Origin of the sequence: Achromobacter spanius (genome assembly GCF_003994415.1) — a bacterium.
GTDB lineage: Bacteria > Pseudomonadota > Gammaproteobacteria > Burkholderiales > Burkholderiaceae_B > Achromobacter > Achromobacter spanius_C.
The window spans coordinates 4871104-4896413 of record NZ_CP034689.1 but is presented as its reverse complement, the minus strand read 5'-3'; the positions used below and the strand labels follow the sequence as shown (position 1 = coordinate 4896413).

The following is a 25310-nucleotide window of genomic DNA, read 5'->3' as shown; positions in this document are numbered from 1 at the left end:
CCTGCGTTCAGGCGTGGCGGCGCAGCGCGTCGGCAAGCGTGGCGACATCCAAGGGGCGATCGAAGTTGGCGGCATGGCGGGCTTTCAACGTCAGTTCGGCCGCCAGCGTCAAGTCTGCGTCGCTGGGCATGTCGGCCGCGCCGAGTTCGCGCAGCGTGGTGGGCAGGCCGACCTGGGCGTACCACTGGGTCAAGTCCGCCAGCATGCCGTCGTTGCGCTGTTCCAGATCCAGTTGCACGAGCAGGCCGACCGCAACCTGCAAGCCATGCAGCGCGGTGGCCACGCCGCCGATCTTGGGCAGCCCGCGCGTGAGCGCATGCGCGATGGACAGGCCGCCGCTTTCAAAACCGAGACCGCTCATGAGGATCATCGCTTCCACCACGCGCTCGAACGCGGGCGTGGGCTGGCCCGTGCCGGCAGCCGCCATGGCGTCCACGCCGTCGGCCAGCAGCGTGCGCAAGCAGCCGTCGGCAATCAGTTGCGCCGTCAGCAGCGGCGCGCCGTCGTACATGTTCTTGCCGCCATTGCGCTGGCATTGCTCGGCCTCGAATTTCTTCGACACCGCATCGCCCAAACCCGCGCGGAAAAAATGCACGGGCGCGGTGGCGATGATGGCCGTATCCACCAGCACGATCGTGGGGTTGAACAACATGTGTTCCACCGCCAGGAGGTTGTGATGCGCGTCGTACAGCACGTAGTTCTTGCTGGTGGGCGCGTCGTTGGACGCCACTGTCGGCACCGTGATCAGGTGGCAATGCGACGACTTCGCCACCGCCTTGCCCGCGTCCAGCGACTTGCCGCCGCCCACCGCGATCACGAAGTCGATGCCTGCGGCGGTGGCCTGTGCGCGCAGGCTGTCGATCAGGTCGGGCGTCAGGTCGCCTTCCACGATCAGTGGCGCCACCGTCACGTTGTGCTCGGCGCACAGCGCTTCGATTCTTGGTCCCAGCACGCCATGGACATAGCCGTCGATGACCAGCGCCGCGCGGCGCCCGAACAGGGCGGCATATTGGCCCAGGCTGTCCAGGGCGCCCGCGCCTTGTATGTAGCGGCCGGGTGCGCCAAAAATCTTCAGCATGACGTCTTCCTATTTGCGTGGCACGGGAGGGCGGTAATCAAGCTCTTTTTCGCGTTCGACCAGCCAGTCGATCATGATCTTGCCGCCCCAGACCAGGTCGGCCTGAATGGCGCTGCGCGCGGCCTCGGAGTCGCGCGCTTCCAGCGCCTGCAGCACGGCTTCGTGGCGGTGTTCGTTTTCGGAATAGTCCAGCCCGGCAGTCTTGACGTGGAACACCTTCAGGATGGGGCCGGTGATGACCCAGAACGATTCCACGGTGGCGCGCAAGATGGGCTTGTTGCTGGCTTCCAGGATGGCGAAGTGGAACTTGCGGTTCAGGTAGCTGGCGCGCTTGGGGTCGGTCGACGTGCAGGAAATGAAGTCTTTTTGCAGGGCGATCAGGTTGTCCAGCTGTTTGCGCGTGATGTGCTGCGCGGCCTCTGCCGCGCCCATGCCTTCCAGATGGAAACGAATCTGCTGAATTTCACGCAGCTTTTCCGAATTCACGTAAGGCACGTAGACGGCCGTGGCCGCCTGCATTTCCAGGCCCTGTTCGCTGATAAGCCGGAAGATGGCTTCGCGCACGGGCGTGATGGACACGCCCATCTCTTGGGCCAGTTCGCCAATGATCAGGCGTTCGCCGGGTTCGTACTGCCCATTGATCAGGGCATTGCGGATTTCGTTGTAGACCCTGACGGAGAGGTTCTCTTTCTTTACCGGTTTAAGGCTGGGCATGACGTTTCGGGCTTGCTGAAATGAAGGGAACGGGTTGAATCCGGGTGAATTCTAGCCCGCGATAGCCAATCCGAGCGCAATGGGTATATTATATATCATATATCCTAACGAAGAAAGGACGCGCCATGCGCCATCACCAGGAGGCCCCCACCCAGGGGGAAGTCGCGATGCTGCGGGAAAAGGCCCGCCACATCCGGCTGGAGACGATCAGGTTGATTGAAATTGCCAAGGTCGGGCATTACAGCTCGGTCTTTTCTTGCGCGGAAATATTTGCGTCGCTGTACTACGACGTGATGCGGTTACGCCCAGGCGAGCCGCATTGGCCGGACCGCGACCGTTTCCTGATGGGCAAGGGCCACGCGGCGGTTGGCTTGTTTCCCGTGCTGGCCGACCACGGCTTCATTGACCACGCGCTATTGGATGGCTACACCCGCCTGGGCAGCCCGCTGGGCGACCACCCCGACATGAGCAAGGTGCCAGGCGTGGACTTCAGCTCGGGTTCGATCGGGCACGCGCTGTCCAATGGCGTCGGCATGGCGATGGGCGGCCGCATGAGCCAGCGCGATTTCAATGTCTTCGTGATGCTGGGCGATGGCGAAATGCAGGAAGGCCAGGTGTGGGAAGCCGCGCTCTTTGCCGCGCATAACCGGCTGTCGCGCCTGGTGGCCATCATCGACCGCAACGGTTATCAGTTGGATGGCAAGGTGGATGACGTGATGGGCGTCGAATCGCTCAAGGAAAAGTGGCAGGCGTTCGGTTGGGAGGTGCATGAGGTCGACGGCCACAACCTGCACGACCTGACCGCGCTGCTGCGCCGCCTGCGCGCGGACGACACGCGCGACAAGCCGGCTTGCGTGCTCGCCAAGACCATCAAGGGCAAAGGCGTGTCCTACATGGAAACCGAGCCCGGCTGGCACCTGGGCTACCTGGCGCCGCAAGACGCGCAAAGCGCCGTCGACGAAATTCTTTCCCGCGAGATCTGAATGGCACAGGCACAAGTTCTTTCTCCCGATTCCTGGCAATACCGCGCGCTGAACGCGGTCAACCCCGGGCTGTCTTATCTTTCCGACGCGCTGATCGAATTGGCCCAGGCCGGGCACCCGGTTGTGGCGGGATCGGCTGACCTGCAATATTCCAACGGCCTGAACCGCTTTGCGCAGGCCTACCCCGACCGCTACATTCAGTTCGGCATTTCCGAGCAGAACATGGTGTCGGCGGCAGCGGGCCTGGCCACCACGGGCATGATGCCGTTCGTGGCCACGTTCGCGTCCTTTTTAGGCTTGTTGTGCTGCGAGCAGATCCGCATGGACGTGGCCTACACCAAGCTGCCCGTGCGCCTGATTGGCCACCACACCGGCATCAGCCTGGGGTTTTACGGCACCTCGCACCACGCCACCGAAGACATCTCCACGATGCGCGCGCTGGCGGGCCTGACGGTGGTATCGCCCGCCGACGGCCCGCAATTGGCCTCGGCCATCAAGGCGTCGGTGAACTGGCCGGAACCGATCTACTTCCGCATCGGACGTGGCCGCGATCCGCAGGTCTATGAAGATGGCGCGCCGTTCGAATTCGGCCGCGCCATCGTTCATTCCGAAGGCAGCGACCTGAACATCATCGCCTGCGGTATAACGCTGCACGCCGCGCTGTCCGCCGCCGAGCAATTGCGTGAAGACGGCCTATCGGTAGGCGTAATCGACATGCCCACCATCAAGCCCCTGGACCACGAGGCCGTGTTGGGGGCCGCCGGGCAGGCGCGCTTGATGATGACGGTGGAAGAGCACAATGTGCTGGGCGGGCTGGGGTCGGCCGTGGCTGAAGTGTTGACGGACGCCGGCACGGGCACGCGCTTGCGCCGCCACGGCATCTACGACGAATACAGCCTGATCGCACCGCCCACGACCCTTTACGCGCATTACAAGCTGGACGCGGCCGGCATCGGCGCCGTGGCCCGCGAACTGATCGCATCCTGACAATATCGCTTGAGAATTCGGAGACCCCATGAAGGAAATCACCGGCAACACCCGCCTGTTCGGCATCCTGGCCGACCCCATCCATCACGTAAAGACGCCGCAGCGCATGAACGAGCTGTTCGCGCAATTGGGCTATGACGGCGTCTGCGTGCCGTTTCACGCGCGCCCCGACAACCTGCCCGCCGTCGTCGAAGGCCTGCGCCGCCTGGAGAACCTTGGCGGCGTCATCGTCACCATGCCGCACAAGACCGCCATACTGGATCTGGTGGACGAGGTGACGCCGGTGGCGCGGAAAATTGGCGCGGCCAACGTGGTGCGGCGCGATGCCGATGGCAAGCTCACCGCCCATATGCTGGATGGCGAAGGCTTCGTGCGCGGTTTGCAGACCGCGGGCGTGGATCTGAAGGGCAAAAGCGCCTATCTGGCCGGTGCCGGTGGCGCGGCCAACGCGATCGGCTTTGCGCTGGTGCAGGCCGGCGTGTCGCGGCTGACCATCGCCAACCGCACGCCCGCCAAGGCCGAAGACCTGAAGGCGCGCATTCTGTCGTTGCATCCGAACGCCAGCATCGCCGTCGGTACGCCAGACGCGTCTGGGCACGATCTTGTCGTCAACGGCACGTCGTTGGGCATGAAGGAAGGCGATGCACTGCCGCTGGATACCGAACGCCTGACGCCGGACCAGCTCGTCTGCGAAGTCATCATGCAGCCCAAGGACACCGCGTTGTTACTGGCCGCGCAGGCCCGTGGCTGCAAGGTGCATTACGGTGCGCCGATGCTGGTCTGCCAGATCGCGCTGATGGCGGAGATGCTGGGCGTGGCGCCTGCGAAATAAGCGCAGGCGATCAAGACAGCCAAGCATGACAGCCAACCAAGGCCCGGCGATCAAGGCCGGGCAAGCAACATCAGGACGTGGCGAATAACGATGGGTGATTTCGATTTCATTATTGCGGGCGGCGGCACGGCGGGCTGCATCCTGGCCAACCGGCTCAGCGCCGACGGCAAGCATCGCGTCTTGATGCTGGAGGCCGGCCAGGAAGCCCGCAGCATGTGGATTTCCATCCCGGCGGGCTTTTCCAAGCTGCTGGTGAACCCCGACTACAACTGGCGCTTTGCCACCGAGCCGGAAGATAACGTCTATGGCCGTACCATCGCGGTGCCGCGCGGCAAGGGCGTGGGCGGCTCCACCTTGATCAACGGCATGATCTACGTGCGCGGCCAGCCGCAGGATTACGACGGCTGGGAGGCGGCGGGGGCAACGGGTTGGGGCTATGCGCAGGCAGAGCGAGTCTTTCGCAAGATCGAGCATTACGAAGCGGGGGGCGAGACGCGCGGCAAGAGCGGCCCCATGCATCTGGAAGAAGTGGCCGAACGGTTCCCCGTGTCCGACGCCTTTCTGCGTGCGGCGCAGGAAGACGGCCAGCCACTGAACGCCGACTACAACGGCGGCAAGCAGGATGGCGTGGGCTATTACCAGGTGCTGCAGCGCCGGGGCCGGCGCTGGAGCGTGGTGGACGGCTATCTGAAGCCGGCAGCGGCGCGCAAGAACCTGCGCGTGGAATGTGGGGCACACGTGACGCGGCTGGTGTTCGAAGGCAAGCGCTGCGTGGGTGTCACCTACCGCAAGAACGGGCAGGAACACACGGTGCGAGCCGCCCGCGAAACGATTCTATGCATGGGCGCGGTGCAGTCGCCGCAGATGCTGGAATTGTCGGGCATCGGCGACCCTGGCTTGCTGCAATCGTTCAACATCCCGCTGGTGCATGCGCAGCCGCAAGTCGGTGAAAACTACATCGACCACTTCGCCACGCGCATGAACTGGCGAGTGAAAGGCACGGTGACCTTGAACGAGATGTCGCGTGGCTGGCGGCTGGCGCAGCAGGTGGCGCGGTACTACACGCACCACACGGGCATCTTGACCTTGGGCACGGGCCTGGTGCATGGATTTGTGAAAAGCGCGCCTGATCTCCCTGCGCCCGACGTGCAGTTTTTCTTCGTGCATGCCAGCTATGCCAATGCCGCTGAACGCATCCTGGACCGCCAGCCGGGCATGACGATCGGTGTGGCGCAATTGCGTCCGGAATCAGTGGGTACGATCCACATCAAGTCGGCGGACCCGTTGGCCGGTCCGTCCATCCGCCCCAATTTTCTTTCGGCACAAATTGACCGTGACAGTCTGGTGGGCGGCATGAAGGTTGCGCGCCGCATTGTGGGGCAGCCGGCCATGCAACGCTACATCGAATCCGAAATCAGCCCCGGCGCCGCCGTCGAAAGCGATGAGCAATGGCTGGATTTCGCGCGGCGCAACGGGCAGACCATCTATCACCCCATCGGCACCTGCCGCATGGGTTCGGACGCCGCCGCCGTGACGGATGTCAGGCTGCGCGTGAACGGCGTGACGGGCTTGCGCGTGGTGGATGCGTCGGTGATGCCGAAGATGGTGTCCGGCAACACGCAGGCCGCCGTGATGATGGTGGCTGAGCGCGGCGCGGAACTGATTCTGGAAGACGCGTCCGCGGCGTGATCGCGCACAAGACCAGGCGCGCCGGGAGGTGAAGCCCCGCGCGTCTTGCCGCTTCAGCGTCCGCGCATCCGCCCATTAACGGATCAACGGATCAAGAACCCCGCACCCACCGGATCATTACGATCAATCACCCAGCGGGCGGTGCCCAGAATGCTGGCCGTGCCTTTCACCGTGGGGCGCACGGCACGCGTGCCGTTCAAATCCACTTCGCCCAACAGGCAGCCTTCGAACGTGCCGCTACCCAGCAACCCTTCCGACTTGATCGGCTGGTTCAAGCCCATCTTTCCACGCGCCTCGAACATGGCCATCATCGCGCTGGTGCCGGTGCCGCCGGGCGAACGGTCCAACTGCCCCGCGCTGAACACGTGCACGTTCTTGTAGAACGCGCCTTCGATCGTGGGCTGGTGCCAGAACGTGATGAAGTTCAGGTTGTTGATGTGCGCTTCGGTGGGGTGTTGGATGCGATGGCGCGCGTTCAACTGGTCGCGCACGATCAAGCCCATGCGCGACAGCTCGGTGCCGTTGTCCGGCGAGATCCGCAGATCGCAACCCGACAGGTCGACGATGCCGAAGTAATTGCCGCCCCACACGATGTCGGCGTGCAGCTTGCCGTAGCCCGGCAGCTCCACCGGGATGTCCTGCGCGGCCACGTAGGCGGGCACGTTTTCAAAGCGGGTCCACAGTACCTCGTCGCCTTCGGACGCCACTTCCGACACGACCAGTCCCGCCGTGGTTTCAAAGCGGATCTTGGTGATGCCGTCCTTGCCGCGCGCGACCAGGCCGTTGGCCACCATCGCCATGCTGACCGCGATGGTGCCGTGGCCGCACATGTGCGAATACTCGGTGCCGTCGATGTAGATCAGGCCCGCATCGAATTCGGGGCTGGACGGCGGCGTGAGGAACACGCCGAACATGTCTTTGTGGCCGCGCGGTTCGCGCATCAGCGCTTGCCGCAGCCAGTCGTAGTTCTGCTCCAGGAAGGCCCGCTTTTCCAGGATGGTGGATCCGGCGGGGTAGGGGATGCCGCTATGCACGATGCACAGGGGCTCGCCTTCGGTATGGGTATAGATGACATCGAACGCGTCTTGCTTGCGCATGACTGTGGCTCCAGACTAAGTAGGATGAAGGAAAACCGCGAAGGGAAAAGCGGAAGAGGGGGAAACTATTTGCCGCGTTCGGACAGCATGTCCAGGCCGACGGTCAAATCAAGAATTACGATAGCGATTACCGCAACCACAATCGTGGCGCCCGAAACGGCTGCGATGGTCGGATCGATCGTGTACTGCACATAGTTGAAAAGCTTGACGGGAATGGTGTTCAGGTCCGCCGTGGTGTTGAAGATGGAAAGCTCCACGTTGATCCAAGACGAGATGAACGCGAAGATCGAACCGGTGACGATGCCGGGGCGGATCTGCGGCAACACCACCAGGAAAAACGTGGTCCAGGGGTTGGCGCCCAGGTCGGCCGAGGCCTCTTCCAACGCGCGCTGCTCGGGCGTCAGCAGAGTCAGCGTGGACCGCAACACGAAGGGCGCAATGATGACGATGTGCCCGATCAACAAAGACAGGAAACTGCGCGTCAAACCGAAGTACGCCCCGTACTGCAGCAGCGCCGCGCCCAGCACGATGTGCGGCAGCACCAGCGGCGACATCAGCACCGACGTCAGCGCCGCCTTGCCCGGAAATTCGTATCGGGCCAGGGCCAGCGCGGCCGGCACCGTCAGCAGCACCGCCGCAACGGTTGCCGCCAGCGCCAGCACCGTGCTGGTGGTGAACGCGGCCATGTAGCCGGCTTCCACCAGCAGCGTGCGATACCACTCCAGCGTCCAGCCTTGCGGCGGAAACGCCAGGTAAGGCGTGGCCGTGAACGACGCGCCCATGATCACGATCAGGGGCAGCGCCAGGTGCGCCAGCACGGCCAGCGCGATCAGGCGGATCAGGTGGCGGGCGATCATCGCGCGGCTCCGGGCAAGGTGGCGGCGCGGTTGGCCAGCGCCACCAGGATCAGGGTGAAGACCAGCAGCACCATGCTCAACGCGCCGCCGTAATGGAAGTCGAACACCGAGCTGTATTGCTGGAAGATCAGCATCGACAGCACCGATATCCGCCCGCCGGACAGCAGCGCCGGTGTGACGTAGGCGCTGACCGCCAGGGTGAAGACGATGATGGCGCCCGACATCACGCCGGGTAGCGTCAGCGGCCAGGTAATGTGAAAGAACGTGGCGGCGGGGCTGGCGCCCAGGTCGGCGGAGGCGTGCTCGCAAGCCGGATCCACCCGCGCCAGCGCATTGCCCACCGCCAGCACCACGAAGGGCAGCAGTACATAGACCATGCCGATCAGGATGCCCAGTTCGGTGCCGATAAAGCGCACCGGCCGGTCAGCGGCGCCCACGCCCACCAGGGCCTGGTTGACGAGCCCATTGCGGCCCAGCAGCACCATCCAGCCGAAGGCGCGCACGATATTGCTGGTGAACAGCGGCACCACCAGCAAGATCACGCAAAAGCGTCGCCACGCCTGCCAACGCACGACGCGCACCAGATACCAGGCCAGCGGATACCCCAGGATGACGCAGACCAGGGTGGTGAAAAACGCCAGGCGGAAGGTCGTCAGGATCACGTCCCAGTGGTACTGGTCTGCCAGCACGCGCAGATACTGCTGGGTGCTAAAGGACAGACCTGGTTCGCCGCTGGTGACGCTGGCCAGCGCCACCACCGCCAGCGGCGCCAGGAAGAATGCCGCGAAGAACAGCACGGGTGCGGCCAGCAACAGGCCGGGTGAGAGCCAGTCGCGCCGGTTCATGGCAGTTCACCGATCAGGTGCAGGTGTTCGGGCGCGAACGTCAGGCTGACGGGCGCGCCGGGCCGCAAGCCGGATGGCGCGATGCCGCCATGGCGCGACACGACGGTCTGCCCGTCGACGTCCACATGAATCATGCTGTGGCTGCCCACGTTGATGACGTCGGCAACGGTTCCGGTCAGCATGCCTGCGTCTTGGCCTTCGGCAAGACGCAGGTCTTCCGGGCGCAGCACCGCCACGCCGCGTGGGTGAAGGGGCTTGGCCGTGTTGTTGACGGTGTTGTTGCCCGCTAGCGGCACACGCAAGTTTTGCAGGTTCAATTGCAGCGCGTCGCCCGTGGCCGCTGACTCGATCGTGAACGCCAGGAAGTTCGCGTCGCCAATGAATTCCGCCACGAAGCGGGTGGCGGGCTGGCGATAGATGTCCGTGCCCGCGCCCACCTGCTCGATACGCCCGGCGTGCATCACGACCACGCGGTCGGCCATGGTCATGGCTTCTTCCTGGTCGTGCGTGACAAAGATGAAGGCGATGCCGAGCTTGGCTTGCAGGTGCTTCAGTTCCAGTTGCATGCGCTTGCGCAGCTTCAGGTCGAGCGCGGACAAGGGTTCGTCCAGCAGCAGCAGCTTGGGGTGGTTCACGATGGCGCGCGCCAGCGCCACGCGCTGCTGCTGGCCGCCGGACATCTCGCGCGGGTAACGCGGGCCGAAGTCCGCCAGCCCCACCATGTCGAGCGCGGCGCGGGCGCGGCCGGCGGCGTCCGCCTTCGACGCGCCCTGGCGTCGCGGGCCGTACGCCACGTTTTCCAGCACGGTCATGTGCGGAAACAACGCGTAGTTCTGAAACACCGTGTTCAAGGGACGATGGTGCGCGGGCAGGCGGCTGATGTCCTGACCGTCGATCAGAATGCGGCCGGATTCCGGCGTCAGAAAACCGGCTATCGCGCGCAGCAACGTGGTCTTGCCGCAGCCGCTGGGGCCCAGCAGGGCCACGAATTCCCCCTGCTGGATGTCCAGGTCGATGTGGTCCAGCGCCTGGTAGGCGCCAAAGCGCATCGACACGCCTTCGATGGTGAGCAAAGCGGACATGTTCAACTCCGGCCTAGCGCTTGCGGGCGACTTGGCGGTTCCAGGCGTCGGTGACTTCGGCGCGGCGGCTGTTGATGAGGTTCCAGTCGAACAGGCTCAGGTTCTCCACCGAGCCTTCGGCGCCCCACGGCAGCTTGCGCGCCACATCCTTCGGCACCTGCACGCCCTTGACGGCCGGGCCCAGGTACAAGCGCGTGGCCAGGCAGGCGGCGGCGTCCGGCGTCAGGGCGGTGTCGATGAACTTCTTGGCGTCGGCGGCATGGGGGGCGTTCTTGACCAGATGCAGGCGGGCGTCGGTGGCCCAGGCGCCTTCCTTGGGCACGGCAAAGCCGATGGGCAGGCCCTTGTCGATCAAGTCCCATGCGCCCACGTTGAAGTGCGCGCCGATGATGGCCTCGCCGCTTTGGTAGGCGTTGCTGGCCGCGCCCGAGCTATCGAAATAAAGCGCCGTGTCCAGCGAGGACAGCTTGGTGTAGAGCGGCGCAAGATTGGACGGGTCAACCGCCCACACGCGCGCCAGGAAGAACACGAAAGGCACGCCGGACGAATTCGCGGGCGAGGGCACGGCCACCGCGCCGGCGTATTCGGGCTTCCACAAGTCTTTCCAGCTGGTGGGCGCCTGCGGCACTTCCTTGGTGTTGTAGGTGATGCCCAGCGAGTAGTAACCCGTGCTGACGGCGTAGGCCGCTTTGCCATCGCGGTACACGCCCTGGTCGATCACGTTATTCAGGTTCGGGATGGTGGCGGGGTCCAGCGTGTCCAGCACGCCGGCCTGCTGGGCCAGTTCGCTGATGCCGCCGTCCATCCAGGCCACATCGATGGTGGGCGCGTTCTTCTGCTGTTGCAGCTTGGCCAGCGTGGTGGTGGATGTGCCCACTTCCGGCACCACGGTCACGCCCGTGGCTTTGGTGTAGGGGTCGGCCACGCAGGTGCGGAAGGCGTCGCCCCAGTTGCCGCCGTACCAGGCGACCGTGATCTTCTTGTCCTGCGCGGTTGCAGTGCCGGCCATCAATAGGCCGGCGCCCAGCAAGGAGGCGCCGAGTGCACTGCGGTTAAGTGTTGCCATGTTGGATTCCCCTTGTCGATTTTTCGGCTTGTCCAGCAAGTCTGACGCAATGGAAGCGGCACAGGACATCGCCATGGATGCATCTTGGTGGATCCACGGGAAAACGAGCTTGAAGGCGCGGGACAAAAACTTGAATAATTGCGTCATGAACACCGTCGTCTTCCCGCCCGCTGCGTCGTCCCCCTATGACGAGGATGCCGACGCCTTGCCTCGGGAAAAACCCGCATTGAACGTCGGCATTGTGCTGATGGACCAGTTCACCCTGGCCGCCTTCGCCGGCTTGGTGGACGTATTGCGCCTGGCGGCCGACCACGGCGGGCGCAGCCGGCAGATCCATACGTCGTGGCGTGTCATGAGCTGGGACGGCAAACCGCGCTGCGCAAGCGCCGGGCTGACCATAGACGTGGCCGACGGCCTGCCGGCGGACCCCGCCGAGTTCGACTACGTGGCGGTGTGCGGCGGCAACGACTACCAAAACGGCCGCATGCCGGAGCCCCTGCGCGATTGGCTGCGGCTGGCGGCGGCGCGGCGCGTGCGCTTGCTGGGCATCTGCACGGGCACCTTCGCCTTGGCGCAGGCTGGCGTGGTCGGGCCTCGCACCGTCTGCGTGCATTGGAATGTGCTGGATGCCTTCCGCGAACGCTTTCCGCAGACGCGCGCGGTGGTGGACCGCCTGTTCGTGGATGAAGGCGACCTGATTTCCTGCGCGGGTTCCACGGCCGCCATCGATCTGGCCTTGTACCTGGTAGCCAGGCATTGCGGACGCGACAAGGCGCAGCAGGCCATGCGCCACATGATGCTGCAAGGCGTGCGCCCCGGGCGCGTGCCGCAAGCGCATTTCCGCACCGATCTGTCCGGCATCCAGGACCTGCGGGTGCGACAGGCCGCGCACTTTATCGAACAACGCATCGACAACCCGCCACCGCTGGACGCGATTGCGCGCTACGTCGGGGTGGGGCGCCGCCAGTTGGAACGGGCCTTCCGGCTGGCCACCGGCAAGTCGCCCATGGCGTTTCAGCGGCAACTGCGCCTGGAATATGGAAGCTGGCTGTTGCTGAATAACGCTTGCAGCATTACGCAGATTGCGCTGGACTGCGGTTTTGCGGACGGCGCGCATTTCTCGCGCGACTTTCGCGCGCATTTTGGTGTGTCCCCCCGGCAGTATCAACAGGCGCGCGGCTTGCTGGCCGGGGGCCGAGAGGGCGGCGTCGAGGATTCTCCCGCCTGACCCTCGCCCCGACGCAAGGAGACGGCATGACCTATGACCTTTGGTATTGGGAAACCATTCCCGGACGCGGCGAGTTCGTACGCCTGGCGCTTGAAGCAGGCGGCATTCCGTACCGGGAAAGGGTGCGCGAGCCGGGCGCCTCGGATGATGCGCTGATTGCAGACATGCGCGCCCCGCGTGCGCAGCCCCCGTTCGCACCGCCGTATCTGGTGGCCGGCAGCATCACGCTGGGCCAAACCGCCAATATCCTGCTTTACCTGGGGGAAAAGCATGGCCTGGCGCCAGATTCCCTGGAAGGCCGCTTGTGGGTGAACCAATTGCAATTGACCATCGCAGATATGGTGACTGAGGCGCACGACACCCACCATCCGATTTCGGCAAACGATTACTACGAAGACCAGAAAGAGGAAGCGGCTCGCCGCGCCCGGCGATTCCGGGAAGAGCGCATTCCAAAGTTCCTGGCGTATTTCGAGCGTGTGTTGGCCGGGCCGTCGGCGTGGCTGGCTGGCGGCGAGCGCTGGACCTACGTGGACCTCTCGCTGTTCCATTTGGTGGACGGGTTGCTGTACGCATTTCCGAAGCGCATGGGCACGGTGGCTTCGCATTATCCGAACGTCATGGCGTTGCACGCCCGCGTGGCGGTGCTGCCCGCGTTGCAACCCTATTTTTCCAGCGGCAGGCGTCTGCCCTTTGGTGAGTGCATATTCCGCCAATATCGGGAACTGGATGCCCCCTGAATCAACGCATTCTTATTTGCATTAATAATTAGGGCCAGTTCCATGTGCGGATCTGGCCTTTTTATTAATTCCGGGCAGCCGCATGGTGACTTGCTGGTAACCCTTTTACGCCCTAGGTGACACCGGGTTTATACCGAGAGTGTTTCACCTGGAAATTACTAATAAGTCATGAGATTTGATTTTTTTTCACGACAGTCACGCCAATAGGTTGAGGAACGTACATTTATAGGATTAATATTTTCGACTGGATACATTCTGCAGGGTTTATCTTCTTATTCAGCTTTCGTCGCCGTTGGGGCGACGAGCAAACGGGGTAGTGCATGCGGCGCGGTGTGCATTGCTTGGGCTTGGGTTGGGACGCGCCATTCAGTTCTGCTTTGAAATACCTTCTGGTCATTGTCAGCAACTTCGTCCCATCCTTGGCAGGAGAAGCCACTATGCAATGGATCACTCTAAGCCGGCTGTTCCGTCGAAATCGCGGTATGCAGAAGGCGGACCTACACGGTCAGATATCCGCCATACACAAGGCGCAGGCCGTGATCGAATTCGATCTCCAGGGCCATGTGCTGAGGGCAAATCAGAATTTCCTGGACACCATGGGGTATTCCCTGGACGAAGTGCTGGGCCAGCATCATGCGATGTTCATCGATCCGTCTGAACGCGAATCCGCGGAATACGCCGAGTTCTGGCACAAGCTGGGGCAGGGGGCTTACGACGCGGGGCGCTATCGCCGCGTCCGTAAAGATGGCCGCGATGTCTGGCTGCAAGCGTCCTACAACCCTATCTTCGACAAGCACGGGCGGCCGTTGAAGGTAGTGAAGTACGCGACAGACATTACCGATCAGCAACAACGCCAGGCGGACACCGAAGGGCAGTTGGCGGCTATATCCAAAGTGCAGGCGATTATCGAGTTTGAACTCGACGGCACCATCATCCGCGCCAATGAGCTGTTTCTGAAAACGGTAGGCTATCAAGCTTGCGAGGTGGAAGGGCGCCACCACAGCATGTTTGTACGTCCGGAAGAGGCACGCGGCGAGGCCTATAAGGAATTCTGGCGCAAGCTGCGCGCCGGCAAATACGATACCGGGCAGTATCTGCGCATCGGCAAGAACGGCCGCCAGGTGTGGATCGAAGCCAGCTATAACCCGATCTTCGATGCCGAGGGCCGGCCATTCAAAGTGGTGAAATTCGCCACTGACATCACCACGCGCTTTACCGCCGCGCAAACATTAAGGGTGGCGGTACAGGGTTTGACGGAAAATGCGGAGCGCGCAAGTCAGGCCAATGCGCTGGCGCTGGACGCCAGCCAGATTGCCGAGCAGGGCGGTAAAACGGTGCAGGGCGTGGTGCACACCATGAGCGCCATTACGGAAAGCTCGCGGCGTATTTCAGAGATTATCGGCGTGATGGACGGCGTGGCGTTTCAAACCAATATCCTGGCGCTGAATGCCGCCGTGGAGGCCGCGCGGGCCGGTGCGCACGGCAAAGGGTTTGCCGTGGTCGCGGCCGAGGTACGCAGCCTGGCGCAAAGCAGCGCGGCGGCGGCCAAGGAAATCAAAGGCCTGATCACCACGTCGGTCGAGCAGATTGAAAGCGGGGCGGGCCAGGTCCAATCGGCGGGCGCCACGATGGAAGACATAGTGGCTTCGTCGCGCCGGGTCACCGAGATCATGGCCGAGGTGGTGAATGTGTCGCTGGCGCAGTCGGCCAAGCTGGGGGGCGTGACGGAAGACATCACCAAGATGACGGCCGAAGCCGAGCAGACCCTGCGCGCCACTCAGGAAGCCGCTGATGCGCAGGCGGCGCGCCAGAGCCGCCAGCCGCCGCCCTTGGTCAAACCGGTTGCGGCCTCGGTACGCGCCAGGCAGGCGGCCAATACGCCACTGCCTCCCGCGCCGGTGCTGGAGTATGTGCGGTACTGAGCGTGCCGCACCGAGTCGCGCGCGAGTGCGCTATAAAGACGCTTCTGTCTGAATCCCAGGCCTGGGCCGGAACCTTACCGCCCAGGTCGTTTTTTTTGTGGCCACCGTCCATGACTGAATCCGAAGCCCTGGCTCTTGCCTCGCACCGCCACTACAAGGGCGGCCTTTACTTGTATGTGGGCACGGCCCGCCATTCCGAAACCGAAGAGTCGATGGTGGTCTACGAACATCTGTGGCCGCACGAGCGTGGCCTGTGGGTGCGACCGGCGTCGCTGTTCTTCGGCCAGTTGGCCGATGGCTCGCCGCGTTTTGCGCCCTTGGGCGCGGGGCTGTGACGCCGTGACGTTCTATAACCGGCGCCCGCGCACGGGCACCGCGGCGTCACGCCAACCGGGCAGCCGCAGCCAGGCTTCTGTGGCCTTGACCTCGGCCTTGCAGGCCCTGCGCGGCCCGTTCATCGTGGCCGACCTGGAAACGACCGGGCTGTCCACTGCCACCTGCGAGATCCTGGAATTTGCGGCGGTGCGGGTGGAGACGTGCGGCACCTTGGCGCGCGAATACACCCAGGTCGTGCGCACGGCGTCGCCCGTGCCGTCCTTCATTTCCCGGCTTACCGGCATCACGCAGGCGGAAGTGGACCGGCATGGGGTGCCGGTGATGCAGGCGTTTTCGGCCTTCCTGGATTTTGTCGAAGACCTGCCGGTGTTTTTTCACAATGCCTCGTTCGACCGGCGTTTCTTGGGTGCGGCGGCGGATCGGACGGGTTTGCCGTTTCTGAATCCTACTCATTGCACCTTGGCATTGGCCCGGCGCGCCTGGCCGGAATTGCCGTCGCACAAGTTGGACATCCTGGCCCGCCATGTGGGCGCATCAACCCCCACGCACCGGGCGCTGGCTGACGTGCGCACCACGGTCGCCGTGGCGTTGGCGGCCAACGCGCGCCTGGCCTTGGGGCAAGCCGCGCCGGCGTAAGCGTCAGATCACTTTTTGTTCGTGATGCACCAGGGGCGGCTCTACGAAGAATCCGCCGACAAGCTTGCGCCATTCCTGGAAGTCGGGCGATTCGCGGAAGTCCACCATGTGGTTTTCCACCGTTTCCCAGTCAACCACCAGGGTGTAGCGCTGGGGCTGTTCGATACTGCGGTGCAGTGCCATGCCGTGGCATCCGCGGGCGCGCAGGAACAAGGGCTTGGCTTGCGCGACGCCTGCTTCGAATAGCGCTTCCTGACCTTCGCGCACATGGATGCTGGCAATTTCCTGGATCATGTCGGTGTCTCCAATTAATTGGGGCCAGGTGGGTCCTGGCCGGCCGGAGTAGTATGGCTGAAATTTCTGATATCAGCCTGACCCGATGAATACCCGAGCCGCCGTTCTGACTCGCCTGATTGCCGTTCGCCTGCTGTGGTACGTGGGTATCGGCGCCATTGCACTCATGGCCCTGACGCTGCATACGCAGTTCAGCGTGGCCGTGGTGTTGTCCGCGATTGCCATTTACATCCCGTTGTCGATGCTGTGCCTGCCGCTCATGGCGTGGCTCAGCATTGGCCGTGTCGCCCCGGCCCGGCCAGGGCTGCCCTCGGCCTGGCCTGCATGGCTGGCCGGCGCGTTCGGGATTGCGCTGCTGGCCGGTTACCACCTGCTGGCGCATCCCGCCTTGGCGGAATGCGGTTTTCTGCTGCTGTTGGTAGGCGGCGACCTGGCGCTGGCACGCCGCGAGTCCGCGCAACTGATCCACATCGTGCGGCTTTCGCAAACGCAACAGTAATCCTATAGGCCAGCACCGCCAGCTGCCCCCGGCGTGCGCGCTAGGCGCCTTGCCTGAGCCGTGCGCGCCGCTTGCCATCCTTAAAGTTGACCTGGCGTGTGCGCGCGGCGGCATCGTCTGCGACTTTCATCGGCCATATGCATGGCTTGGCGCAAGGTGGCTCGCCATTTTCGTCATGCGCGTCATGCGTTGCGCTCGTCCACAAAGATGCGGTCCCCCGTTTAGCCGATATCGACCTGCCTAGGACGGAGCAATCATTCCGTACCAATACGAAAGTCTCTCGCCCAACCTGGTTGCCACGGCGCGAGGCAGGACGTAGCGGTCCGCGCCGGTCGGCCTCCGGTGCCTGTGCATCCGCATCAAGCGGATCAGGAGGAGCTCAAATGAAAAAGCTCGCAGCAGTCGCAGCCCTGTCATTGTTTGCCGCATCGGCTTATGCCGGTGGGCCAAACATATCTTCCGTGTCGATCACCGGCCACGCCGGCACGATCAATGGCACGGCGTCATCCATCTCGAACGGCAGTTCGGTGGTGGCCACCCAAGTCAACGGCTACGGCTCTTCCAGCCAGACGTCGTTCGGCGAAACGGGCGGCGTCGCGCAAGTCGGCGGATCGTTCAACCATGAAGGCACGACGGTGGTGACCAGCACCCGCCAGTACGCCACCAGCGAAACCTACGGCAGTGTGTCGGGCAACGCGCCGATCATGGTCGGCGAAAGCATCGCCAACGGCGGCGCCACGTTCGGACAGACGGAAACCGTGGCCTCGGCCGCGGGGACCTTCAAGGCCGCCAATATTGGCGCATTCGGGGCGATTGGCGGGGTGGGATCGGTGGGCCACGTTGGCGGCTTCAATCGCTGACCCAATTATCCGGACGGCTTCGGCCGTCCGGGCGAGGGGACATCATGAAGAAAATCGTGTTTGCAATCACGCTGTCGCTGGTGGCCGGCTCGGCCTTCGCGCAGACCAGCAATTCAAGTTCCACTACCTCTGCAACGTCGGGGTCGACCAACGCCGGCAACAACCAGGGCATTACGTTCAACTCAAGCAACGACGGCTCCAGCTCGGTGAAGACCGTGCCCCCGGTGGGCGGCCAGAGTTTCTACGGTTCGTTTTCGTCGGATAGCTGCATGGTGTCCGCCGGTGGCGGCGGCTCGGTCATCGGCTTCGGCATGAACGTGGCGGTGCCGATCGAAGACCAGAAGTGCAGCTTGCGGCGCAATTTCGAACGCACGATGCAGGCGGCGGCCTCGACCAAGGATGCCGACCGTTCGCGACGCCTGGAAACGGCGGCCATCGACATCCTGTGCCAGACGGACGACCGCACCAAGGCCGCGCTGGTGGCGCAGGGCCTGTGCACCAATCCCGCCTTGACGACGGCGGACCACCGCTTCGATACCACGGCCGTGGCGCAGGCCGCGCCGGCCTCTACGGCGGCCACCGTGCCAGTTGCGCCGATGCAGAGCCGGGTCCTGGCGCCACCGGCCGCAGCCGTGGCCACGGTGCAACCGTATCCGGTGCAAACCGCGCAGGCCACCGCGCTGGCGTCGCCGCCCTTGCGTAACCCACGGCTTGAACGCCAGCAGTTCGCCGACTTGTATTCGCCCGGTTGAAGGCAGCGGAGCGGCGCCTACGCCGGGGGCGGCGGCGCCACTCCCTTGGTCTCCTGCCCGCCGCTCAACGGCGACGGCGACGGCGACGACAGCACCATCGTGGGCGGCGACGACACTTCCAGCCCGGCGTCATGCAAGCGCTTGAGCACGGTGAACAGCAGGGCGCTGCGTACTCCGTAGGCGGCGCGCGGCGACGACACATAGCCCCTGGCGTTGAAGATCAGATGCCCGTTTTCAATGCCGTCCAGAAACACGTTGGGGGCGGGGGTGTCCAGCACATCCTCATGGTCATTGAAGGCTTGCAGGATCAGTTCGCGCACCGCCTCGGCGTCTGTCGACAGCGGCATTGGCAACTTGATCTGCACCAGCCCAAGCGGATTCGAATGGGTCACGTTGCGCACGGTTTTCGTCACGAATTCAGAGTTCGGCACGATCACGGTGGAGCGGTCGCCCATCTGGATTTCGGTGGCGCGCACGTTGATGCGCAGGATGTCGCCTTCGACGCCGCCCAAGGATACCCAGTCGCCCACTTTCACCGGCCGTTCGGCCAGCAGGATCAGGCCCGACACGAAGTTCTGCACCACGGCTTGCAAGCCGAAACCGATACCCACCGATAGGGCGCTGGCGATCCAAGCCACGCGCTCCAGGCCGATGCCGGCGGCCGACAACGACAGCGCAAAAGCAATCACAAAGCCCGCATAGCCGAACAAGGTGGCGGCGGATAGCTGCATGCCCGGATCCAGTTCCGTGGTGGGCAGATAGCGGTTCGACAGCCAGCGCTTGAGCAATTTGACGCTGAGCAGCGACAAGGCCAACACCAACAGCGCTTGCAGCACGGCGCCGGGGCGGATCTGCGCTTCCCCGATCTCCAGGCCCTTGTGCAGTTGGTCAAAGCGTTGCACCAGGTCCATCGGACCCTCGCCAAACGGGGCCACCAGCAAGATGATGGCCAGCAAAGCGACCATCACGCGCCCAATGCCGGAAAGTAAAACGGCCGCTTGGTCGCGCAGGCTGGCGCCTTCTCTTTCGCCTTCGCGGTGCGTTGTGCCCAGCAGCGTGCTGAACCCGTCCTCGATCAGTATCGACATCAGGTAGGCGGAGGCCAGCACGATCAGCACCCACAACGCCTGCTTGACCAGGAAGGCGCCGAACGCGACATAGCCCGCCAGCAAGCAGGCCAGGCTCAGGACCAGCACCGTCCAGAGGATGCCCAGCAGCAACGAAATCCAGAAGGGCGCGGGCGCCTCGGTTTCCTGGATCAGCTTTTGCCGCAAGCGCCGGCCGATCACCAGCACGGCGCTCATCGTCGCCATGATCAGGGCGGCGACGATGCCGGTCAGCGTGATCGTCGTGGTCAGGCTGGCGTTGAGCAATACCGGCAGGCGTTCCGCCAGCCAGATCATCACCACCAGCGTGCCCAGCAGATTCGGCAACCATTGCAGCCGCGTGGCGGCGGCATTGCTGATGGGCGGCAAGCGCCAGGAAGGGCGGCTTCTGGACAGCAGTGCATTGCCCAGGCCCGAGACGAACCCACCGAAACAGACGGTGGCGACCAAGGTGGCCAGCAGCGAGACGGTGTTGTCGGACAGTTGCGAATCCCAATCCAGGCCGGTGTGGATCAGCAAGGCGATGATGCCGGGCGTGGCCACCGACAGCATCACTTGCGCCACGGCCAGGAACGAGCGGCGCAGGCGGCCGGGCGGCACGCGGGTCGCGGTCAGCCGAAGGATCAACCGGCCGATCCAGATGCGCAGCGCAATGGTCAGCGCGGCGGCGCCGCCCAGCAGCAGCCAGCCCCACTTCGGCGTTTGGCCGACGGCGGTCGTCAGGTCATCGCCCAAGGCTTCCAGGCGCTGAAGGTCGCGCGGAAACTCTTCCTGGAATTCGGTCCAGAACTGGCCCGACAGGAATGAATCGCGGCGTTCGCCCAGGCGCGCCTGGAATTGTGTGCGCCGCTGTGCCGAAATCTGTTCAGCAGTCTGGCCCGCGTCCACCGACAATAGCCGGGCCAGCTTGATCTGCGCATCCAGCGCACGGCTGTTCTTCTCCAACTGCGCGCGCTGGGCCGCCACGTCGGGCGCTTCCTTGGCGCCATCCGGCGCCGTACCCAGTTCGCTCAACCGGGCGGTCACACTGGCCAATTGGGGGGTCAACGCCTCGCTGACCGCGTCGGCCTTGGACTGGATGTCGAGTGCGTCGCCACGTTGTTTGACCAGTGTGGCGTCATCGGTTTCGTCCGCGACACGCTTGCGCATGTCGTCGATCTGCTTGCGGGCGGCGGCCAACTGCGTTTCGAATTCCGCCGGGTTCTGAGGTGGCGCCGCAAGGGCGGGCATCAGGCAGAATGTCAGCAGCAATGCTGCGATCAGCGCCGCGAAGGCGGGCATGCGTGAACGGCGCTTGCAAAAGAGCAGGAGGGGGGCGGTGTAGTTCATTATCCGGGGGCGAGATACTCGCGTCGAGGCGGCAGCATACCAAGGCCTTGCTCTGCCCGTTGCAACAAAAATAGTGCTGTGTCCCCGGTATATCGACCGCTCTTGATGGCCGCCCAGCAGACCGCCGTCAGGGTTATAAACAGGGGCGGATCAGTTTCAGCGGTTCGGTGGTGCTTTGCCTGGCGTGCGGCGCGCAATCCCTCTTTACGAGCCCAACGTTTGGAATCAACTCGGCCGCGCCGGCATACCCCGTGGCACGGCTTTTTTCGGTTTGCCCAGCACCGCATCGCAGACGTCCAGCCATGCCCGCGCGGCGTACGACAGGTAGCCCGATTGCAGCCAGATATGCCCCACCTCCCATTGCATGCCCGACTTCGCCAGCTTGGCGGTGCTTAGGCCGCGCGTCTTCATGCGCTGCATCAGGGGTTCGGGCAGCAGCGCCACGCCCAACCCAGCGGACGCCATCGCGACCAGAAAGTCCCAGTGCGCGCTTTGGGCGGCGATGCCAGGTTGAAAGCCCGCGTCGGCGAAGGCCTGGCGCAAGCGGCGAGTGATGGCGAAGTCGTCGGTCGGAATCAGCAGGCGCGCGTCGCGCAAGGCGCTTAAGGGCAGAGACGTCTTGCCGGCCCACGGCGCGTCGGGCGGCCCGATCACCCAGATGGGGTAGTTGCCGAACGGCTGCGCGGCCAACCCGCCATCGGGCGCAATGGGCAGGATGGTGGCGCCGACTTCCAGTTCACCGCTGGCGACCAGGCCTTCAACCGCTTGGCCGGTGCCCTCGCGCAGCGTCAGATGAATACCGGGATGCAGTTCGCGAAAGCGCTTCACCACCGGCGTGAACAGCAGGTTGATCATGGGCGGAATGCCCACCTCCAGCGCCCCGCGCCGCAAGTCGGCCGTCTGGCGCATTTCTTCGCTGAGTTGGCGCATGGTCTCCAGCACCTGGAGACCGCGCTGGTACATGACGCGGCCGGTGTCGGTGGGCCGGGCGGTATGGCCGTCGCGAATCAGCAGCGGCGTTCCGGCCTCATCTTCCAATTGGCGAATCATTTTGCTGACCGTGGACTGCGTCACGAACAGCGTCTTGGCCGCCTGCGTGAAGCTGGCATGTCTGACGGTTTCAACGAAATACCGCAATGCGCGCACGTCCATGGCGGCGGGTTCCTTATGGCGCAGTGCGCGTGAAGGCAATTCAAACTATGAAAAAAACGACTGAATTGGATGATTTTAAGTCATTACGAGATTCAAGCGCGCGTTTCTATACTGCGGAAAATTCTTCCGGCGCGGGCTTGATACGTCTGCGGCGGGATATCGGGAAACGCCGCGTCAGACGGTGTCCGGGTGCTTGCGCGGTATCGCCACGCCCGGCCGCGAGCCGTTGGCCTTTAAATCTGGAGACTCCATGCATCTCGACCGTATCCGCCATCCTGGCCTGCTCACCAAGATCACGTCCGCCGACCAGGCGGCATTGTTGATCCAGGATGGGATGACCGTTGGCATGAGCGGGTTCACCCGCGCGGGCGACTGTAAGTCCGTGCCGGCGGCGCTGGCCAGCCGCGCCGAGCGCGAGCCGCTGTCGATCACGCTGATCACGGGCGCGTCCTTGGGCCACGATACCGACAAGATGCTGGCCCAGGCGAACGCGTTGGCACGCCGCATGCCGTTTCAGGTCGACACCACGCTGCGACGCAAGATCAACCAGGGCGACATCGCTTTCATCGATCAGCATCTGTCTGAAACGGTGGAGCAATTGCGGGCCGGCCATATCGGACCGATCAATGTGGCCATCATCGAAGCCGCCGCCATCACCGAAACCGGCGCGATTGTGCCCACGATGTCGGTGGGCAATTCGGCATCGTTCGCGCAGCAGGCCGACAAGATCATCATCGAGCTGAACGTGGGTGTGCCCGCCGCCATCGAAGGGCTGCACGACATCTACGTGCCGGCCGAGCGCCCCGCGCGCCAGCCCATCGGCCTGATGTCAGTGGACCAGCGTATCGGCCAGCCTTTCATTCAGGTCGACCCGGGCAAGATTGCCGCGATCGTCATCACGGACAAGCCGGATAGTCCGTCCAACGCCTTGCCGCCGGACGACGAGACCAACGCCATCGCCGGTCATATCAATACGTTCCTGCGGGGTGAAGTGGATGCTGGCCGCCTGAGCAATTCGCTGCTGCCGCTGCAGGCGGGTATTGGAACCATCGCCAACGCCGTACTGCACGGCTTCGAATCGTCGGACTTCGATGCGCTGACCATGTATTCCGAAGTGCTGCAAGACAGCGCCATTGAATTGCTGGACCAGGGCAAGCTTGCGTTCGCCTCGGCCTCGTCCATCACCGTGTCCAAACCGGTGTACGACAAAATTCTGGCGAACATGGAGCATTACCGCGAACGCATCGTGCTGCGGCCGCAGGAAATCAGCAATGCGCCTGAGGTCGTCCGCCGCCTGGGTGTTATCGCAATCAATACGGCTTTGGAATTCGACATTTACGGTAACGTGAATTCCACGCACGTTGGCGGCACGCACATGATGAACGGCATCGGCGGCTCGGGCGATTTTGCGCGCAACGCCCATCTGGCTATCTTCGTTTCTAAGTCGATGGCCAAGAACGGTGACATTTCAAGCGTTGTGCCAATGGTGTCTCATGTGGACCATACCGAGCACGACGTGGATGTGCTAGTCACCGAATGCGGTCTGGCTGATCTGCGCGGCTTGGCTCCCCGCGAGCGCGCGCGCGCCATCATCCAGCATTGCGTGCATCCGTCCTACCGCGCGGCCCTGCAAGATTATTTCGACCGCGCCTGCGAACGTGGCGGGCAAACGCCGCACCTTCTGGAAGAGGCGTTTTCGTGGCATCAACGTTTCAACGAAACGGATTCCATGCTGCCGGCCAAGCCTTCGGCCCGCAAGGCGGCCTGAGCGATCTTTAGTTTGTGGGCTGTTGCTGCTGCGGCGTGACAAGCGCGCAGCGCGACAGCTCCAACTCGTCATGCAACCACTGCTTCAGCGCAACCAGCGGCGCCCAGTCCCGCAGGCTCGGCGGATAAACCAGGTGGTAAGTCTGCGCTTGCTCGTAGTGCACGCTCATGGGCGACACGCGCACCAGGCGCCCGGCACACAGTGCGTCGGCGGCAAGTAGCTCGCGGCCCAGCGTAATGCCCAGTCCTTGCTCGGCGGCCTGCAGCATCATGCCGGCGTCGTTGAACGTCGCGACCGGTGTAACGGGCGTGCGCAACCCCGCCGCGTTGAACCAGTGCTGCCACATTTCCCGCTCGCCCAGGAGCGGCTGGCGAGCCAACGTTTCAGCACTATCGTCTTCAAGTTGGGCCGCGGTCTCCGGCGAGGCTAAAGCGATCAATGGCAAGGGCATGTCGAACAGCGGCTCAGACTCCACCCCCGCCCAGGGGCCGCGCCCAAATCGCAAGGCCGCATGAAAGCCGTCGCGTACCAAATCGACAACTTGCTGAGACGTTTCAATCTCTAGCGAAAGCCCCGGATTTCGCGCGCGCCAGCGTGCCATGCGAGGCAACAGCCAACGCTGCGCGAACGAGGGCAACACCGACACCCGCAGCCGCTGCTCACTGCCCGTGGCTGACGCCGCCGCAGCCATAACGCCCTCATCCAGCAGCGCCAGTGCGCTCTGCACGCTGCACAGCAGCGCCGCGCCCGCGCTGTTCAAGACGATGCCACGTCCACTGCGCTCAAACAGCGGAAAGCCCAGTTGCTCTTCCAACCCTTTGATCTGCTGGCTGACCGCGCTGTGCGTCAAGTGCAGCCTTTCGGCAGCCGCGCGCAAGTTCTGCAGTTCGGCCACCGCGCGAAAGGCGGGCAAGGTATTCAGGGGCAGGCGCATGGTGAGCTATCCAGGGCGAAAAACATTTGGTTAGCGTAACTGACCAATAAGCGGAAAACAATTGGATTTTCATGCCCGCTTTGGGCGATTACGCTTACCAAAAGGTCGAACGTCACAAGGAGGCGCTCATGTCTGCCCAAATTTCTACTCCGTATTCCTTCCCCGCCGCCGCATCAACCCAGCAGCACCACATGCCCGCGCCGGGCCAGGCTGGATTGTTTAGCCTGTTGTGGGCGGCGTACTGCCAATGGCGGCTTCAGTCTCGTCTGCGCAATCTCGCCGCTGATATGGATCCGCACATCATGAAAGACATGGGCGTTCCAGAGTGGCTGATCCACGAAAGCACGGTTCAACGCCAACTGGAGCGCATGCGCAATGCCGACTACCTGCGCTGGTAGAGGTGTAGCGGTTCCTCAATGGTCATCGGCTCCTCTGGCTCTCTCTCTATATATATAGAAGGCGTTTTGATGATGCACGGCCCTCTATATATAGAGGCAAGGAGTGAATGAGGGCGTTAGGCGCAGGCT

25 protein-coding genes are annotated in these 25310 nt (G+C 63.6%); 14 read left to right on the top strand and 11 right to left on the bottom strand.

The window, feature by feature from the left end:
* Positions 1 to 7: 7 nt before the first annotated feature.
* Positions 8 to 1078: a glycerol dehydrogenase gene (locus tag ELS24_RS22370; protein WP_127185418.1), complete on the bottom strand. Its 1071-nt coding sequence runs from the start codon at positions 1076 to 1078 to the stop codon at positions 8 to 10.
* A gap of 9 nt (positions 1079 to 1087) precedes the next feature.
* Positions 1088 to 1792, bottom strand: a complete 705-nt coding sequence (locus tag ELS24_RS22365; protein ID WP_050448372.1) for a GntR family transcriptional regulator — start codon at positions 1790 to 1792, stop codon at positions 1088 to 1090.
* 125 nt (positions 1793 to 1917) lie between these two features.
* Here ELS24_RS22365 and ELS24_RS22360 point away from each other — a divergent pair, with 125 nt between their 5' ends.
* The 4 genes from ELS24_RS22360 to ELS24_RS22345 all read left to right on the top strand — a co-directional run bounded on the left by ELS24_RS22360 (position 1918) and on the right by ELS24_RS22345 (position 6283).
* Entirely contained in the window at positions 1918 to 2775 is an 858-nt protein-coding gene (locus tag ELS24_RS22360; RefSeq protein ID WP_127185417.1) for a transketolase, read from the top strand.
* Entirely contained in the window at positions 2776 to 3762 is a 987-nt protein-coding gene (locus ELS24_RS22355) for a transketolase family protein (protein ID WP_127185416.1), read from the top strand. It begins immediately after the preceding gene.
* Between the two features lie 28 nt (positions 3763 to 3790).
* Entirely contained in the window at positions 3791 to 4594 is an 804-nt protein-coding gene (locus tag ELS24_RS22350) for a shikimate dehydrogenase family protein (RefSeq protein WP_127185415.1), read from the top strand.
* Between the two features lie 90 nt (positions 4595 to 4684).
* Positions 4685 to 6283 (top strand): GMC family oxidoreductase, encoded by a 1599-nt coding sequence (locus tag ELS24_RS22345; protein WP_050448368.1) that lies wholly within the window; start codon positions 4685 to 4687, stop codon positions 6281 to 6283.
* A gap of 83 nt (positions 6284 to 6366) precedes the next feature.
* Here the strand turns inward: ELS24_RS22345 and ELS24_RS22340 are convergent, their stop codons facing one another.
* The 5 genes from ELS24_RS22340 to ELS24_RS22320 all read right to left on the bottom strand — a co-directional run bounded on the left by ELS24_RS22340 (position 6367) and on the right by ELS24_RS22320 (position 11230).
* Positions 6367 to 7380 (bottom strand): proline racemase family protein, encoded by a 1014-nt coding sequence (locus tag ELS24_RS22340; RefSeq protein ID WP_050448367.1) that lies wholly within the window; start codon positions 7378 to 7380, stop codon positions 6367 to 6369.
* A 65-nt stretch (positions 7381 to 7445) separates the two neighbouring features.
* Complete coding sequence (locus tag ELS24_RS22335; protein ID WP_127185414.1) at positions 7446 to 8237, bottom strand: ABC transporter permease; 792 nt, start codon at positions 8235 to 8237, stop codon at positions 7446 to 7448.
* Positions 8234 to 9082: an ABC transporter permease gene (locus ELS24_RS22330; protein WP_127185413.1), complete on the bottom strand. Its 849-nt coding sequence runs from the start codon at positions 9080 to 9082 to the stop codon at positions 8234 to 8236. The genes ELS24_RS22335 and ELS24_RS22330 overlap by 4 nt, the downstream gene beginning before the upstream one ends.
* The gene (locus tag ELS24_RS22325) at positions 9079 to 10164 is read right to left on the bottom strand and encodes an ABC transporter ATP-binding protein (RefSeq protein WP_127185412.1); all 1086 of its coding nucleotides are present in this window, start codon (positions 10162 to 10164) and stop codon (positions 9079 to 9081) included. Before ELS24_RS22325 ends, ELS24_RS22330 begins: the two co-directional genes overlap by 4 nt.
* 13 nt (positions 10165 to 10177) lie before the next feature.
* On the bottom strand, positions 10178 to 11230 hold the full coding sequence (locus ELS24_RS22320) for an ABC transporter substrate-binding protein (RefSeq protein ID WP_127185411.1): 1053 nt from the start codon (positions 11228 to 11230) through the stop codon (positions 10178 to 10180).
* Positions 11231 to 11375: 145 nt separating this feature from the next.
* Between ELS24_RS22320 and ELS24_RS22315 the strand changes: the two genes are divergently transcribed.
* From ELS24_RS22315 to ELS24_RS22295, 5 genes are all read left to right on the top strand, one after another.
* Complete coding sequence (locus ELS24_RS22315) at positions 11376 to 12458, top strand: GlxA family transcriptional regulator (RefSeq protein ID WP_127185410.1); 1083 nt, start codon at positions 11376 to 11378, stop codon at positions 12456 to 12458.
* A gap of 26 nt (positions 12459 to 12484) precedes the next feature.
* Complete coding sequence (locus ELS24_RS22310) at positions 12485 to 13195, top strand: glutathione S-transferase family protein (protein ID WP_127185409.1); 711 nt, start codon at positions 12485 to 12487, stop codon at positions 13193 to 13195.
* A 437-nt stretch (positions 13196 to 13632) separates the two neighbouring features.
* Positions 13633 to 15117, top strand: a complete 1485-nt coding sequence (locus ELS24_RS22305; protein ID WP_127185408.1) for a methyl-accepting chemotaxis protein — start codon at positions 13633 to 13635, stop codon at positions 15115 to 15117.
* A gap of 110 nt (positions 15118 to 15227) precedes the next feature.
* Positions 15228 to 15452: a DUF1653 domain-containing protein gene (locus ELS24_RS22300; RefSeq protein WP_127185407.1), complete on the top strand. Its 225-nt coding sequence runs from the start codon at positions 15228 to 15230 to the stop codon at positions 15450 to 15452.
* Between the two features lie 4 nt (positions 15453 to 15456).
* A complete protein-coding gene (locus ELS24_RS22295) occupies positions 15457 to 16089 on the top strand; it encodes a 3'-5' exonuclease (RefSeq protein WP_127185406.1) in 633 nt (210 codons plus the stop codon).
* Between the two features lie 3 nt (positions 16090 to 16092).
* On the opposite strand, the gene ELS24_RS22290 is transcribed toward ELS24_RS22295, so the two are convergent.
* Positions 16093 to 16383, bottom strand: a complete 291-nt coding sequence (locus ELS24_RS22290; protein WP_050448359.1) for an antibiotic biosynthesis monooxygenase family protein — start codon at positions 16381 to 16383, stop codon at positions 16093 to 16095.
* Positions 16384 to 16468: 85 nt separating this feature from the next.
* On the opposite strand from ELS24_RS22290, the gene ELS24_RS22285 reads away from it, so the two are divergent.
* The 3 genes from ELS24_RS22285 (at position 16469) to ELS24_RS22275 (ending at position 18494) form a co-directional block, all read left to right on the top strand.
* Positions 16469 to 16882, top strand: a complete 414-nt coding sequence (locus ELS24_RS22285) for a hypothetical protein (protein WP_127185405.1) — start codon at positions 16469 to 16471, stop codon at positions 16880 to 16882.
* Between the two features lie 383 nt (positions 16883 to 17265).
* Positions 17266 to 17742 (top strand): hypothetical protein, encoded by a 477-nt coding sequence (locus tag ELS24_RS22280; RefSeq protein WP_050448357.1) that lies wholly within the window; start codon positions 17266 to 17268, stop codon positions 17740 to 17742.
* Positions 17743 to 17786: 44 nt separating this feature from the next.
* A complete protein-coding gene (locus ELS24_RS22275; RefSeq protein WP_127185404.1) occupies positions 17787 to 18494 on the top strand; it encodes a hypothetical protein in 708 nt (235 codons plus the stop codon).
* Between the two features lie 17 nt (positions 18495 to 18511).
* On the opposite strand, the gene ELS24_RS22270 is transcribed toward ELS24_RS22275, so the two are convergent.
* The gene (locus ELS24_RS22270; RefSeq protein WP_164741286.1) at positions 18512 to 20881 is read right to left on the bottom strand and encodes a DUF3772 domain-containing protein; all 2370 of its coding nucleotides are present in this window, start codon (positions 20879 to 20881) and stop codon (positions 18512 to 18514) included.
* Between the two features lie 273 nt (positions 20882 to 21154).
* The gene (locus ELS24_RS22265) at positions 21155 to 22081 is read right to left on the bottom strand and encodes a LysR family transcriptional regulator (RefSeq protein WP_050448354.1); all 927 of its coding nucleotides are present in this window, start codon (positions 22079 to 22081) and stop codon (positions 21155 to 21157) included.
* A gap of 250 nt (positions 22082 to 22331) precedes the next feature.
* Here ELS24_RS22265 and ELS24_RS22260 point away from each other — a divergent pair, with 250 nt between their 5' ends.
* Positions 22332 to 23849 (top strand): acetyl-CoA hydrolase/transferase family protein, encoded by a 1518-nt coding sequence (locus ELS24_RS22260; protein WP_050448353.1) that lies wholly within the window; start codon positions 22332 to 22334, stop codon positions 23847 to 23849.
* A gap of 7 nt (positions 23850 to 23856) precedes the next feature.
* Here ELS24_RS22260 and ELS24_RS22255 read toward each other — a convergent pair whose 3' ends face one another.
* Positions 23857 to 24783: a LysR substrate-binding domain-containing protein gene (locus tag ELS24_RS22255; protein WP_050448352.1), complete on the bottom strand. Its 927-nt coding sequence runs from the start codon at positions 24781 to 24783 to the stop codon at positions 23857 to 23859.
* A gap of 128 nt (positions 24784 to 24911) precedes the next feature.
* Here ELS24_RS22255 and ELS24_RS22250 point away from each other — a divergent pair, with 128 nt between their 5' ends.
* Entirely contained in the window at positions 24912 to 25181 is a 270-nt protein-coding gene (locus ELS24_RS22250) for an isoleucyl-tRNA synthetase (protein WP_230694561.1), read from the top strand.
* Positions 25182 to 25310: the final 129 nt, after the last annotated feature.

What these genes read in the sequence shown, in the direction of transcription:
- ELS24_RS22250 (WP_230694561.1), top strand. Translation starts at nt 24,912, where the DNA reads ATGTCTGCCCAAATTTCTACTCCGTATTCCTTCCCCGCCGCCGCATCA.
- ELS24_RS22345 (WP_050448368.1), top strand. Translation starts at nt 4,685, where the DNA reads ATGGGTGATTTCGATTTCATTATTGCGGGCGGCGGCACGGCGGGCTGC.
- ELS24_RS22335 (WP_127185414.1), bottom strand. Translation starts at nt 8,237, where the DNA reads ATGATCGCCCGCCACCTGATCCGCCTGATCGCGCTGGCCGTGCTGGCG.
- ELS24_RS22280 (WP_050448357.1), top strand. Translation starts at nt 17,266, where the DNA reads ATGAAAAAGCTCGCAGCAGTCGCAGCCCTGTCATTGTTTGCCGCATCG.
- ELS24_RS22255 (WP_050448352.1), bottom strand. Translation starts at nt 24,783, where the DNA reads ATGCGCCTGCCCCTGAATACCTTGCCCGCCTTTCGCGCGGTGGCCGAA.
- ELS24_RS22340 (WP_050448367.1), bottom strand. Translation starts at nt 7,380, where the DNA reads ATGCGCAAGCAAGACGCGTTCGATGTCATCTATACCCATACCGAAGGC.
- ELS24_RS22290 (WP_050448359.1), bottom strand. Translation starts at nt 16,383, where the DNA reads ATGATCCAGGAAATTGCCAGCATCCATGTGCGCGAAGGTCAGGAAGCG.
- ELS24_RS22320 (WP_127185411.1), bottom strand. Translation starts at nt 11,230, where the DNA reads ATGGCAACACTTAACCGCAGTGCACTCGGCGCCTCCTTGCTGGGCGCC.
- ELS24_RS22365 (WP_050448372.1), bottom strand. Translation starts at nt 1,792, where the DNA reads ATGCCCAGCCTTAAACCGGTAAAGAAAGAGAACCTCTCCGTCAGGGTC.
- ELS24_RS22260 (WP_050448353.1), top strand. Translation starts at nt 22,332, where the DNA reads ATGCATCTCGACCGTATCCGCCATCCTGGCCTGCTCACCAAGATCACG.
- ELS24_RS22270 (WP_164741286.1), bottom strand. Translation starts at nt 20,881, where the DNA reads ATGCCCGCCTTCGCGGCGCTGATCGCAGCATTGCTGCTGACATTCTGC.
- ELS24_RS22350 (WP_127185415.1), top strand. Translation starts at nt 3,791, where the DNA reads ATGAAGGAAATCACCGGCAACACCCGCCTGTTCGGCATCCTGGCCGAC.
- ELS24_RS22310 (WP_127185409.1), top strand. Translation starts at nt 12,485, where the DNA reads ATGACCTATGACCTTTGGTATTGGGAAACCATTCCCGGACGCGGCGAG.
- ELS24_RS22370 (WP_127185418.1), bottom strand. Translation starts at nt 1,078, where the DNA reads ATGCTGAAGATTTTTGGCGCACCCGGCCGCTACATACAAGGCGCGGGC.
- ELS24_RS22305 (WP_127185408.1), top strand. Translation starts at nt 13,633, where the DNA reads ATGCAATGGATCACTCTAAGCCGGCTGTTCCGTCGAAATCGCGGTATG.
- ELS24_RS22355 (WP_127185416.1), top strand. Translation starts at nt 2,776, where the DNA reads ATGGCACAGGCACAAGTTCTTTCTCCCGATTCCTGGCAATACCGCGCG.
- ELS24_RS22285 (WP_127185405.1), top strand. Translation starts at nt 16,469, where the DNA reads ATGAATACCCGAGCCGCCGTTCTGACTCGCCTGATTGCCGTTCGCCTG.
- ELS24_RS22300 (WP_127185407.1), top strand. Translation starts at nt 15,228, where the DNA reads ATGACTGAATCCGAAGCCCTGGCTCTTGCCTCGCACCGCCACTACAAG.
- ELS24_RS22275 (WP_127185404.1), top strand. Translation starts at nt 17,787, where the DNA reads ATGAAGAAAATCGTGTTTGCAATCACGCTGTCGCTGGTGGCCGGCTCG.
- ELS24_RS22330 (WP_127185413.1), bottom strand. Translation starts at nt 9,082, where the DNA reads ATGAACCGGCGCGACTGGCTCTCACCCGGCCTGTTGCTGGCCGCACCC.
- ELS24_RS22265 (WP_050448354.1), bottom strand. Translation starts at nt 22,081, where the DNA reads ATGGACGTGCGCGCATTGCGGTATTTCGTTGAAACCGTCAGACATGCC.
- ELS24_RS22315 (WP_127185410.1), top strand. Translation starts at nt 11,376, where the DNA reads ATGAACACCGTCGTCTTCCCGCCCGCTGCGTCGTCCCCCTATGACGAG.
- ELS24_RS22360 (WP_127185417.1), top strand. Translation starts at nt 1,918, where the DNA reads ATGCGCCATCACCAGGAGGCCCCCACCCAGGGGGAAGTCGCGATGCTG.
- ELS24_RS22325 (WP_127185412.1), bottom strand. Translation starts at nt 10,164, where the DNA reads ATGTCCGCTTTGCTCACCATCGAAGGCGTGTCGATGCGCTTTGGCGCC.